Source organism: uncultured Ellagibacter sp., from assembly GCF_934636505.1.
Taxonomy (GTDB): Bacteria; Actinomycetota; Coriobacteriia; order Coriobacteriales; family Eggerthellaceae; genus Ellagibacter.
Window position 1 is genome coordinate 1 of record NZ_CAKUAL010000058.1, and the last position, 12,622, is coordinate 12,622.

The 12,622-nt window shown below is 62.8% G+C and carries 7 protein-coding genes, 1 tRNA gene and 1 riboswitch; of the genes, 2 read left to right on the forward strand and 6 right to left on the reverse strand.

From position 1 onward, the window contains the following. From Q0G18_RS07210 to metK, 6 genes are all read right to left on the reverse strand, one after another. Positions 1-75: transfer RNA gene (locus tag Q0G18_RS07210), tRNA-Asn, on the reverse strand. A gap of 1,662 nt (positions 76-1,737) precedes the next feature. Then, complete coding sequence (locus Q0G18_RS07215; RefSeq protein WP_297151343.1) at positions 1,738-1,905, reverse strand: hypothetical protein; 168 nt, start codon at positions 1,903-1,905, stop codon at positions 1,738-1,740. Positions 1,906-2,072: 167 nt separating this feature from the next. Continuing rightward, on the reverse strand, positions 2,073-4,199 hold the full coding sequence (locus Q0G18_RS07220; protein WP_297151346.1) for a class I SAM-dependent methyltransferase: 2,127 nt from the start codon (positions 4,197-4,199) through the stop codon (positions 2,073-2,075). Positions 4,200-4,378: 179 nt separating this feature from the next. Further along, complete coding sequence (gene rpoD / locus Q0G18_RS07225) at positions 4,379-5,458, reverse strand: RNA polymerase sigma factor RpoD (protein WP_366769215.1); 1,080 nt, start codon at positions 5,456-5,458, stop codon at positions 4,379-4,381. A 274-nt stretch (positions 5,459-5,732) separates the two neighbouring features. Next, a complete protein-coding gene (gene priA / locus Q0G18_RS07230) occupies positions 5,733-8,363 on the reverse strand; it encodes a primosomal protein N' (RefSeq protein WP_297151349.1) in 2,631 nt (876 codons plus the stop codon). Positions 8,364-8,495: 132 nt separating this feature from the next. Continuing rightward, positions 8,496-9,761 carry a methionine adenosyltransferase gene (gene metK / locus Q0G18_RS07235; RefSeq protein WP_297151351.1) on the reverse strand — a complete coding sequence of 422 codons (1,266 nt, stop codon included), beginning with the start codon at positions 9,759-9,761 and terminating at the stop codon, positions 8,496-8,498. A gap of 9 nt (positions 9,762-9,770) precedes the next feature. Next, a riboswitch (SAM riboswitch) is annotated at positions 9,771-9,862 on the reverse strand. Positions 9,863-10,125: 263 nt separating this feature from the next. Between metK and Q0G18_RS07240 the strand changes: the two genes are divergently transcribed. Together Q0G18_RS07240 and Q0G18_RS07245 are read left to right on the forward strand one after the other, a co-directional pair. Next, positions 10,126-11,493, forward strand: a complete 1,368-nt coding sequence (locus Q0G18_RS07240) for a circularly permuted type 2 ATP-grasp protein (protein WP_297151354.1) — start codon at positions 10,126-10,128, stop codon at positions 11,491-11,493. A 12-nt stretch (positions 11,494-11,505) separates the two neighbouring features. Next, positions 11,506-12,417 (forward strand): DUF1461 domain-containing protein, encoded by a 912-nt coding sequence (locus Q0G18_RS07245; protein WP_297151357.1) that lies wholly within the window; start codon positions 11,506-11,508, stop codon positions 12,415-12,417. Positions 12,418-12,622 lie beyond the last annotated feature (205 nt).

Sequence of the window (12,622 nt, forward strand, 5' to 3'; positions counted from 1 at the left end):
TGGCTCCCCGGGTAGGATTCGAACCTACAACCCTCCGGTTAACAGCCGGATGCTCTGCCGTTGAGCTACCGAGGAATCTGCCAATCAGTTGCGCTCTTTCCGAACGCGCAAGATAGTATTATACCCATCTCATCAGTCGGCGCAAGACCCAATTTCAACTTTTTTGACGAACGCGGGCGTTTAGAACCCGCAGCCTTCTCACCAGGCGAATTGCTTGCTCCGGCACGTCAGGCGACATATTCTCTCCCCTGCATTCTCACCAGACGGCCCACTCGCACTTCAACCTCATGTCAGGCGGCGCACTCGTTTCCTCGCTCCCTCGCCCCTTTGAGAACTTCGGTCATTCCGCCACTTCTGCTCCTTATCCCAAGATGAGACGAAATGAGGCGCAACGCCCGCCTCTCGTCTCGCACGCAGGATAAACAACCCGTGTTCTATCCCGCATCTGAGCCAGTGACGAGAGGAGCTTTATAGCCTCTCGCAGGACGCCGGAGCAGCGGAACCAGAGGACAGACAGGTGGTTGCGACGCGATGACCAACCGCGCAACCCCTTCTTCTCGATAATCCACCCCCCCATGGATAGATGTCGGCGATATGTGAGTCCAAGAGCGCCACCTGGATGTTCGGATCTGGCCTCGACGATCTGCGACCTGGGCTTTTGCCGAGTTGCCCGAGGAAGGCGAACCGAAGGCAGAAGCGAATCCTCGCATATCGGCGATTGTTGTCCGCGACGGCACGATCCGTCCCTGATAACTTTTGCTCGATGTGCGCAGGTTTTGCGAGAAGCAGCAGAAGACGAAATGACTAGAAAATGCTGCACTTTTCTGACCCGGTGCTACAGGGATGCGCTCGTCTGCGTTCTGACAACGAGCGGGCAAGCTGCGACAAAACCTGCGCACATCAATCAAACAATTTAGCGAAGCAAGATAAAGACATCCAGGATGAGCCTCTAATGCGCTGCGAATCGAGGCGCGACCCCTCCAGGGAGGTCTCTTGGGAACATATTGGTACAACCATTCGAGGAGATTTTGGCACGAAAACCGAGGTATCCCACGATGAAGGTCCCATTTCGACGTGCCGCTGCGGGTGAAATTTTCGCTTTGAAATAAATTCCCAGGTCAGAAAGTTGCTCACTTTTGGAGGTGCCCGCGGCTCGCGCTTTTCCCGTGGGATACCTCGGTTTTCGTGCCGATATTCGCCTTGAAGGCTGCATTTTCTTGTCTCGGCCCGCAACCACCCTCTCTCAGCCGGCTTGACTGAGAGGGAATACAGTTTTGGCCACGTTGGGCACATGCCATTTCTACGACGGTGTCGAGTTCGATAAGGCGCAGCTCGCGCATTTCCAAAGCAACAAAATGAGCCCTCCGCCCCACGAACGCCCCCCGACGCTGCCTCTCTGCCACCCCAACGCCACCCCCTAGAGAGCAGAGAGGCGGGTTGGTGGTCAACCGGACGAGTTGTGCGACGTTTTTTCGCCCGATTCTCCCCTTCATGATGGCTTGGGGCGTCCGTCCAAAACAAATCCCCAGGTCAGCTTCAAACAAGTTGGATTATTCTGCAAAAAGACCACGCACAACTCGCTCAGTTGACCACGAAGGAGGCCCCCTGCTCCGTGGGGACGCCCGAGAAGCAACTCACTCGCCCCGCAGAGCCCCCGGAAGCAGCGCGCTCGCTTCGCGGGGCACTCCGCAGTGGCCTTTGTCCAAAACCTCGCCCGATCATCGGACGAGCATCCTTTTAGCCGTCGTAGATGTAGAAGTCTGCCGAATCGGTTGCCACGCCGGACTTGATTTCCTTCTGAATATGGATGGTGCCGTCATCTTCTTTTGACCAGAGGTAATGATAGCCATAATCCTCTCTGTAGGCCCATTTCGTACCTTTCCTCTTAAGCGCGGACACTCCCACGCATTTGTCTTCCCTTAGGTTTCAATATGCGTCCGAGCCGCGCTACCATGTTGCGCAACAAATGGAGCTGTTCGTCGACGGAAAACAGGGCTATCGGATATGGCACCTTCTTGCTCGGAATCGGCTCGTCGTGGACAAATTGGGACGATTTCCCAGGGCCGCTCCAACTACTTTCTGCGGACGATGAAGCACTTGTGGATGCGCGGGTTGCGCTCGAAATCGTGCGGGATGGTTTGCGCCGTGATGTCCTCGATTTCCACGCCGTACTTCTCAAGCGATTCGAAGTCGGGCTTGAAGGTGCGCAGGTTGCACGAGAAGACGGCCTGCCCGCCCTCGCGGAGAAGGCGGCTCACGCCGATGAGAAGCTCCACGTGATCGCGCTGCACATCCCACGTGCGCCGTCCCATCGACTTCGAGTTCGAGAACGTCGGCGGGTCGACGAACACCAGGTCGAACAGGCGGCGATCGCGCCGCGCCTCGGTGATCCACTGCATCACGTCAGCTCGCTCGAAGCGGTGGGCCCGCCCCGAGAAGCCGTTGTTCGCCATGTTGCGGCGCGCCCAATCAAGATACGTCGCCGACATGTCCACCGTGCACGTCGTGCGCGCGCCGCACGCGGCGGCATGCACCGTCGCCGTGCCCGTGTACGCGAACAGATTCAGAAAATCCCCGCCGGCCGCCATCTCGCCGACCATGTGGCGCGTGTCGCGATGGTCGAGGAAGATGCCAGTATCGACGTACCCGGCAAGGTCGACCTCGAACAGCGAGCCGTCCTCCTCGACGGTCGCTATAAACGAGCGTTCGCCGGCATCGCGATACTGGCTTCCCCCGCGGTCACGACGGCGCGTCTTGGAGAACACGCGCTCGGGAGGCACGCCGAGCACGACAGGGGTAATCGCCAGAATATCGCTCATGCGATGGCGGGCCTTCAGCTCGTCGATCGACGAGGGGGCTGCGTATTCGGCAACATGAACGAAGGTTTTTCCCTCGTCCTCGCCCGCGCCTGCGTACAGATCGATCGCGGCCGCGTAGCCGGGCAAGTCAGCATCGTAGACGCGGTAGCAGCTGACCCCTTCGCGGCGCGCCCACTTGCGGCGCTCCTTGTAAACCTTGCGCAAACGGGAAGCGAACTGAGAAGATGTCTCGTCGTGCACGTCGACGACATGCTCGGCCCCGCCGAACATGTCAGGAACGACGATCGTCACAGGCGCAGCCGGGGGCGTATCGAAGAGGCGGACCTTGATGCTCACGCGCCCCCGCCCAAGCTCCTCGCAAAGCGAAGGTTCGGCACCGAAGCGCTCCGCCGCGCCCTCGCCGCCGATGCAGGCGAAAACGGAGCGCGCGGGGGCGTCGGCGGCTGCGCGCACAAAGGCCGCGTCCCCCGCCGCGGAAACCGCGTTGTCGTTCGCCGAATCGATCAGCACTGCAGCAACGAGCTGCGGCGCGGAAGCGTCGAGGGGGCGCAGCGACTCCTGGGCGCGCTCGGCACGCTCGTCGGCTTCATCGAGAAGCGCGTTCCACGTCTCCTCGTCAAATCGCCCCCACGAGGAGAAACCCCATCGGGAACGCGCCGCGCCGGGCGCCTCATCGAGAACGATCGCCCTTGCCTCGCGCTCAAGCACGCTCAAGCCCCGCGACTTCTCGTCTTCGCCGCGAGACTCCGCGAGCGCGTCGACGAAGCGGTAGCCCTCCCCCGCTCGCTCGCTCCATTTCGCATACGCGAGAAGCGCCGCCGCATACGAGCACAGAAGCGGCATCGTGTCCGGCACGTTGCGACCGAAGTAGGCACGGTCGTTCAAAGGCGTGCCGGAAAGATCGACCGACACCGTCGCCTTTCCCTCGTGAATGCGCACGTCGATGGCGATATCGGGATACGCAACGTTCACGTCGGGCCGCTCGCCGCGAACCTCGCGCAAACGATCGCAGATCGCGTCCTTCACGCGCATACCCGTGAACTTCGTGTTGCGAAGCCCCTCGTTCGTCCCGCGGGCGCGCACAGCAATGCTCTTGCCAGAAAGCAGGATTTCCTCCCAAGGCAGCGCATATACCCCCTGGTAGAGCGCATCCGAGTTCGCAGCGCCAACACGCCCCTCGACGCAGAGCACGCGCGACGCCAGCCGCGACCAAAGACATGCGCGCAAGGCGGCCTTCGGGGCACCGAAAAACGCCACGCCGCCGCCAAGCGGGCGCGTGCGGCGGACTCCGAGCGCATGCAGCTCATCAGCGAGCAGGCCTTCCAACCCAGGAAGGCAGCTTGCGAAGAACTCGAGATCTTCGGAGGTATGGTCGGGCATGTGGGTTCCTTTCCCGTGGGCTGGGTGAGCGTTCCGACAAGAAAGCCCCTCGTCGCGCCGGCGTCGCGCAAGACTCCCGAAGCGCTCAACGCGCAAGGGGCAGCCTCAAAGCGATCGGGTCGGTGACGAGGGGCTCTCGCAGCATCGCATCAATCGACGTTTAGCCTGAGCAGCGAGGACTAGTCTTCCAGGTAATCCTTCAACTTGCTCGAGCGGCTCGGGTGGCGCAGCTTCGCGAGCGTCTTGCTCTCGATCTGGCGAATGCGCTCGCGCGTGACGCCGAACTCGCGTCCGACCTCCTCAAGCGTGCGCGGATGACCGTCTTCCAAACCGAAGCGCAGGCTGATGACCTTGCGCTCGCGCTCCGCGAGGCCGTCGAGCACCTTGCCGAGCTGCTCTTGGAGCATGCTGAAACTCGCGGCGTCGGGAGGCACCACGGCGGCGTCGTCCTCGATGAAGTCGCCGAGCTGGGAATCCTCTTCCTCGCCGATCGGCGTCTCGAGGCTCACCGGCTCCTGCGAGATCTTCTGAATCTCGCGGACGCGCTCCTCAGGAAGCCCCATCACGTCGCCGATTTCCTTCGGGGTAGGTTCGCGACCAAGCTCCTGGAGAAGCTGGCGCTGGATGCGCACGAGCTTGTTGATCGTCTCGACCATGTGCACGGGAATGCGGATGGTGCGAGCCTGATCGGCGATGGCGCGCGTAATGGCCTGGCGAATCCACCAGGTGGCATACGTGGAGAACTTGAATCCCTTGCGATAGTCGAACTTCTCGACAGCGCGGATAAGGCCCAGGTTGCCCTCCTGGATAAGGTCGAGGAAAAGCATGCCGCGACCCACGTAGCGTTTCGCGATAGACACGACGAGGCGCAGGTTTGCCTCGATGAGCTGCTGCTTCGCGTCGAAACCGACTTCCTCGATGCGAGTCAGGCGGCGAAGGTCGCGCCTCTCGAGCTCGATTTCGCCGGCGTCGGCCTTCTCGAGCTGCTCGCCTGCAGCGACGCCCGCCTCGATCTTCATGGCGAGGTCGATTTCCTCGGCAGCGGTGAGCAGCGGCACCTTGCCGATTTCCTTCAGGTACATGCGAACCGGGTCGCCTGTGAGCATGGTCACGCCGCCGTCGTTTGCGCGCTTGCGGGTCGCGCGGCGCTTGCTGCGGGCAGTCGTCACCTTCGGCAGCTGCACATCGGTGGTTGCTTTAAGTTCTTCTTCGGGAATGCCCTCGAGCAGGTCTTCTTCCTCGTCGATGCCAGCCTCGATCTTGTCTTCGTCGAGCGTGGTATCGGAGGCTTCGGAAACCTCGCTTACAGGGGGCTCTCCTTCTTCGGGATCCTCATCGAGCTCGTCCTCCTCGAGAATCTCATCGGGATTGGAAAGGTCTTTCGGTTCTTCGGCAGTCTTCTTCGATAATTTCTGGGAATCCTTTGCCACGTGATAGTCCTTTCTGGATAAGAACGCCCGGGGCTAAACCGCAACCGGGCGCAAATACACAGCGATAAAATATACCATAAATCGAGCCGAATGTGTCCGAATGTCACAATAAATCGTTCGGGTCGGCGTCAACGGCAACGTTCACGTCCGCCTCGGGCACACGGGCGCGGAACAGCGGGGCTATCACGCGCGAAAGATCGTCCTCGGGCGGGCACTTCACCACGACATGCCAGCGGTACACGCCGCGCAGCTTCGCGAGAACGCACGGGCTCGCGGGAAGGACGGACCACCCGTCACCGCCGAAGTCGCGAATATGCGCCTCGAGCTCGGCGAACAGCCTTTCGGCGGTCGTGCGCACGGAGGGCTCGTCCTTCCCCCAGACAAGCACGTTGGCCATTCGGACGAACGGCGGGTAGAGAAGGATGCGCCGCTTCGGGAGCTCCGCACGAAGGAACCGCTCGCGGTCGTAGGTGGCAGCTGCGCGGATGGCGACGTTGTCGGCCTCGTAGGTCTGAACGAGCACACGCCCCGGCAAGTCGGCACGCCCGGCGCGACCCGCCACCTGCTCGATCAGGGAAAACGTGCGCTCGGCAGCCCGATAATCGGGAAGGTGGAGCTGCGTATCGGCGTTAATCACGCCCACGAGCGTCACGTCCTCGAAGTCGAGCCCCTTCGCGATCATCTGCGTTCCCAAAAGCACGGCGGCATCCGCTCCGGCAAACTGCTCGAGGAGGCGCTCGTGGGCCCCCTTGCCGCTCGTGGTGTCGGCGTCCATGCGGATGATGGGCACGTCAGGGCCGACGCCCGGCATCCCGTCGAGCAGCGCGCGCAACTCTGCCTCGACGCGCTGGGTTCCCGCGCCGAACTTCTTCAGGTACGGGCTTCCGCACTCGGGGCAGACGGCGGGCGCGATCTCGGTGTGCCCGCAATGGTGGCACGCGAGCATGCGGCCGCGCTCGTGATAGGTGAGCGAGGTGTCGCACGAGGGGCAGGTGGGCACGAACCCGCAGTCGCGGCACAAGAGGAACTTCGCGAAGCCGCGCTGGTTCAAGAGAAGCACCGCCTTGCGCCCGAGGGAAAGCTCGCTGCGAAGCCCCTCGACGAGCTTGCGCGAGAACATCGCCCGCGAGCCGCCGCGAAACTCCGCCGCCATGTCCACGACCTCGACCGTCGGCAGGGGCTTGCCGTTCGCGCGATCGGGCAGATCGACCTTCGTCCAGCTCCCGCCCTGCTCGCAGGCATAGAGCGCCTCAATGGAGGGCGTGGCCGAACCCATGACGAGCACGCCGCCCGAGCGAGCGACCATCCAGCGCGCCACCTCGCGCGCATCGTAGCGCGGAGCGGAATCTTGCTTGTAGGAACCTTCGTGCTCCTCGTCGATCACGATGAGTCCGATGTTCGAAAGCGGCGTGAACAGGGCGCTTCTCGCCCCCACCACAACGCGCGCCGCGCCACTTTTGATGAAATCCCACTGGTCGTAGCGCTCGCCTTGGCTCATGCGCGAGTGCATGACCGCGACCATGTCGCCGAAGCGACCGCGGAAGCGGCCCACCGTCTGCGGCGTGAGCGAGATCTCAGGCACGAGCACGCAGGCCGTGCGCCCCTCGGCAAGCGTCTTCTCGATGGCGCGCAGGTAGAGCTCCGTTTTGCCTGATCCAGTGACGCCGTCGACGACGACCACCTCGCCGCAGGCATGCTCGCGCGCGCGGTCGATGGCCGCAAGGGCGCTTTCCTGTCCCGGCGTGAGCATAGGCTTCGGCGAGGGGATGAAGCCGTCGGACGCGATGGTAGACGCAATAGGGGCTGAAGCGGAAGGCGCGCCGTCGCAAGTTTCAGCGAGCATGCCGTTCACCGCAGCACCCGCCAAGCCGCTGCGCGCACCGTCAGGGGTCCCCCGCATACGGCGGCGGCGAACGATGCGCACGACGCCTTTCGACTCGAGGGCGCGCAAAGTCGACGAGATTGCTCCCATCTGGGCCGAGAGCTCGGACACGCGCAGCTCGCCCGTCCGCACAGCCGCCACGATCGCCTCCTGGCGAACGGCGTTCTTGCGCGGCTCGAACGCGGAAAGCTCAGGACCTGCGACAACCCAGCGGTCGTCCACTTCCCCAACCTTTTGTTCCTCCAAGCGCCATCGGCCATCGCGCCCATGCACCATCCGCGGGATACCCCCCGGAGGCGTGAATAAGCGAACGCAGGAGGAAAGCGGCGCGATGTAGCGGTTCGCGAGCCATTGGGCGCATGCCGCGCCCTCCTCATCGAAGTAAGGTTTCGAAAGGCCCCGAACGATTGATTTCAGCTTGCGCGCATCAAGGCCGGAAGGCCACGTTTCGTCTCCCGGGAGCCCCGCCTCGAAGACATCGATGACGAACCCCACCGCCTGGCGCCTGCCGAAGGGCACAAGCACCGCACATCCCACTTCAACGGGGTAGTCGCGAGAGCGGGGAGAAGCATCGTCGACGCCTGCGCCCAACCCGCAGGTGCCCTCCGCCCCGCCACTCGCTAAACCGGAGCGCTCGGCCGCACGGAGATCGACCTCAGAAGCGGCATCAACCGCGCGCGCGTCCACAACACCGCCCGTGAGGGCATCATCCCCAAACAAGCTCTCCATCTGGGCAGATGCAAAAGAAAAAGCACATACCGAGTCCTCCCCGTCCGCAGCGGGCAGAGCATAGGTATAAGGCGCATCGAGCGCTTGGGTGGGAATATCGAGGATAACGGAGGCAAGTTTCATGCCGTCAAGTATAGCGAAAGCACCGCGGGCGCACGACCCGAATCGCCGCCTTCAGCAAAACGCCGCCTTCCCGAACCTGCGAAGGCGGGAAGGCGGCGTGAGGAATTGAAAGGCTGTCGCGGGAAGGCGCAGCTAGGCGAGGCCACACGCAGCGCGAAGCGCATCCGCGCGATCGGTTTTCTCCCAGGTGAACTCGGGAAGCTCGCGGCCGAAGTGGCCATAGGCAGCCGTCTTGCGATAGATGGGGCGACGCAGATCGAGGCTGTCGATGATCGCGCCCGGGCGCAGGTCGAAGACCTCGTTCACCGCACGCTCGATGTCGGCCTCGGGAACGTGCGCCGTGCCGAACGTCTCGACCATGATAGAAACCGGCTTCGCGACGCCGATGGCATAGGCGACCTGGATCTCGCAGCGATCGGCCAGGTCAGCAGCCACCACGTTCTTCGCAACCCAACGCGCGGCGTACGCAGCGGAACGGTCGACCTTCGTGCAGTCCTTGCCCGAGAACGCGCCGCCGCCGTGACGGCCCATGCCGCCGTAGGTGTCGACGATGATCTTGCGTCCGGTGAGGCCGCAGTCGCCCATAGGCCCACCGATGACGAAGCGCCCGGTCGGGTTGATGTGGATCTCGGCGCCCTCGGCGAGCTCGACCCCCTCGTCAGCAAGCACGGGCTTGATGACCTGCTCGGTCACGTCTCGGCGTAGCGTGGCGTTGTCGATGTCCTCGGCATGCTGTGTGGACACGACGACCTTCTCCACGTTCACGGGGGCGCCGTCGACATAGCGCACTGAAACCTGCGTCTTGCCGTCGGGACGCAGGTAGGGCAGCGTGCCGTCCTTGCGCACCTTCGCCAAACGCTCGCTCATGCGCTGTGCCAGGTAAATCGGCATCGGCATGAGGGTCTTCGTCTCCTTGCAGGCGTAACCGAACATCATGCCCTGATCGCCCGCGCCCACCGTCTCGTAGACGTCTTCCGCCTCGCCGTGCTGCGCCTCGAACGACTCGTCGACGCCCTGCGCGATATCGGGCGACTGCTCGTGGATGGCGTTCAGAACGCCGCAGGTCGTGCCATCGAAGCCGTACTTCGCGCGATCGTAGCCGATCTCGCAGATAACGTTGCGCACGATCGTCGGCACGTCGACGTAGGCCTGCGTGCGGATCTCGCCCGCCACGACGACCATGCCCGTCGTAGTCATGGTCTCGCAGGCGCAGCGCACCTTCGACACGTCGGCGGGCTGGCCCGACGGGGAAATGTAGCCCTGCTTCTGAAGCTCAGTTTCCTTCTCGAGGATCGCGTCGAGAATCGCGTCGGAGATCTGATCGCAGATCTTGTCCGGGTGACCCTCCGTCACCGATTCGGACGTGAATAGATACGTAGAATGCTGCTCTTCGGCCATGAAGCTCCTCCTTCATCGTTGTCGGCCGGACCACCTTGGCACAACGCCAGGTTGGTGTCGGGATCGCAGAGCCAACTCTCTCCCCCGACTCTTGATAAACGGATATTCGCGGGCGCAATCCGTGCACCCTCGTTTATGCATGCGGTACTTTACCACACCGCCGCCTATTCTAATTGAGAACAAAAAAGAAACAATTCCCAACCGCAGCCGTTTCGCGGAGTTTCTCCCCGCCACCCTTCCCAATGCGTCGGGCTCACGACACCCGCAGCCCCATCAGCATCCCATCAGCATCCCGTCGCCTCGGAGAGCCTTTGCAATGCTACACTCATCACGACAGACCGACACCCCCTCGGAAGGAGCGGGCATGCTAAGCAACAGCGCCTATACGCAAGAGTATTTCGACATCATGGAGAGCTTGGGTGGCGACATCGAAAGCCGCCGCGCCGCCTACGACTACATGAAGAACTCCACTGCCATCGTGCACCATCAGGTGATTTCCACCTCCTTCGTGCCGCGCCTCTACGATCGCCGCACGCGCGAGATCATGCGCACCACAGTCGAGACGACGCACCGCATTCTGTGCAAGGTGATCGAGCACTACCTGAAAGACCCCGACTACCGCACCATCTTCGACTACGACCCGCGCTTAGCCGAGCTCATCTTGGTGCCGCGCGGCTATGACGACGTGCTCCCCTTCGCGCGCTTTGACATCTTCCTGAACGAGGAGACCGAGGAAGTCGCCTTCTGCGAGTTCAACGGCGACGGATCCTCGGGCATGAACGAGAACCGCGAAATCACCAACTCGCTCGCGAGTACGAAGACCTTCCAGGAGTTCGCGCGCCGCCACAAAGTCGAGCCTTGCGAGCTCTTCGACGCCTGGGTGGAGGACTTCATCGGCATCTACCATACCTACAAAGGGCGCGTCGAGCATCCCCGCTTCGCCATCTGCGATTACCTGCAAAACGGCGTCGTGGACGAGTTTCACCTGTTCGCAAAGAAATTCGAGGAACACGGCTACCCGTGCTGCGTGTGCGATGTGCGCGACCTCACCTTCGACGGCGAGGTGCTGCGCGATGCGCAGGGCAACCCCGTGCATGCCATCTGGCGCCGCTGCGTCACCAACGATGTGCTCGAGTTCTGGGACGACTCGCAGGCGCTCATCGAGGCCGTGCGCGCGCAGAAAGTGGCGCTCATCGGCAGCTTCGCCGGGCATATCGTGCACGACAAGCAGATCTGCGAGGCGCTTTTCCACCCGAAGACGCAGGCGTTCCTCACCGACGAAGAAAACGCGTTCGTCGCACGCACGGTCCCCAAGACGCGCTACCTCGACTCGAGCGAGATCGACCTGGACGAGGTGCGCGCGAACAAGGACGCCTGGATCGTGAAGCCGACCGACGCATATGGCGCCGCCGACGTGTACGCCGGGTGCTTCCAAACGCAGGAAAAGTGGGACGAAATCATCGATCGCTTCGCCAACGGGGCCGCAGGCGCGCCGTTTCTTGTGCAGCGCTACATCACGCCGTACAAGACGCACATCCTCGAGCCCGACCACGACATCGAGGGCCTCTCCGACGAGGAAGTCGACCGCAAGGGCGCCATGTACAACAACCTGGAAGGTCTCTACTGCTACAACGGGCGCTTCCAGGGTGTGTTCAGCCGCCTGGGGCCCCTGCCCACCATCTCGAAGCCCATGCGCGGCATCACCGCGGCAACCATCTGGGTCGACGAGTAGGAAGGTGAGCGCATGGGTCTGGGAAACCGCATCGTGTCGGTAGTGTGCGCGATCTGCCTTGCGGTAAGCTTCGTTGCCACCGGGTTCGTCGCTGTCGCCGTCCCCGATGACGCAACGGCTTCGCTCGCCGACGCCTACGCCGGGACCACCAACCCGACGACGCCGTTTTCCCACGAGGAGCTTTGCGACATGGCGCTCTCGGGGAAGCACTACACCTTCGACAGGAACGATAGGTTCGCCCTCAACCAGGCCATTTACGATATCAACGCGCAAGCGGAAGCCGACGGGCGCGCACATCGCGGCTCGCTTGACACCGCCCTGTGGGACGAGATGGCCGCGCGGGACGAGGTGAGCGGTGCCGATGCGGCAAGCGCCACTTCGACCTCGCTGTTCTTCGGCCTCGCAAACACGTTTGGGGGCTCCTCCGACGAAACCAGCGACCTGGCGCGCATGCACATACTGCAGCCGAGCAGCGAGAACGTGGACATGCTGCTCGCGCAGGCATCCGACACCTACGTGCTCGACCCCGAGGCGATCGAGCACCTCGACGACGTCTTCGGCGTTCTCGCGACAGCCGAGCCCGTCGTGCTAGGCGTATTCATCGCGGCCGTGCTCACCGCCGTGGGCGTCGGGTGCGCGAGCGGAAGAAGGACGTTCGGGACGGTTTTGCTCTGCGCGGGCTTGGGCACGATCGCGGTTTTCGCCATCTTGGGAATATGGGCCGCCATTGACTTCGAGGGGCTGTTCGCCGTGTTCCACAGCTTGTTCTTCGCGCAGGGAAGCTGGGTGTTCAGCGCCGACTCGCTGCTCATCACCATGTACCCCGAGCCCTTCTGGGTCGGCATGGGCGCCATCTGGCTTGCCACAACGATCGCCGTGAGCGCTATCTCGGCGGTCGCGGGCTTCGCGCTGCGCCGCGCCTGAGAACCACCAAACCTGCGAGAGAAAAAGAGGAGCCTCCTCGCGGCGCCTTCGCTACCTGCCCCGCGCCTAGCTTCTTGCTGCGCCCAACCTCGCAAAGCGAGCACGCTTTCGCCGACCTTCGCTATCCTCGGTTGATTTTCATTGTTAGCCGAACACTCGCGCCGTAATCGGCGTTTTCGCAGCTAGCAGGACGGGCGTGCAAACG

What these genes read in the sequence shown, in the direction of transcription:
- Q0G18_RS07220 (WP_297151346.1), bottom strand. Translation starts at nt 4,199, where the DNA reads ATGCCCGACCATACCTCCGAAGATCTCGAGTTCTTCGCAAGCTGCCTT.
- priA (WP_297151349.1), bottom strand. Translation starts at nt 8,363, where the DNA reads ATGAAACTTGCCTCCGTTATCCTCGATATTCCCACCCAAGCGCTCGAT.
- metK (WP_297151351.1), bottom strand. Translation starts at nt 9,761, where the DNA reads ATGGCCGAAGAGCAGCATTCTACGTATCTATTCACGTCCGAATCGGTG.
- Q0G18_RS07240 (WP_297151354.1), top strand. Translation starts at nt 10,126, where the DNA reads ATGCTAAGCAACAGCGCCTATACGCAAGAGTATTTCGACATCATGGAG.
- Q0G18_RS07245 (WP_297151357.1), top strand. Translation starts at nt 11,506, where the DNA reads ATGGGTCTGGGAAACCGCATCGTGTCGGTAGTGTGCGCGATCTGCCTT.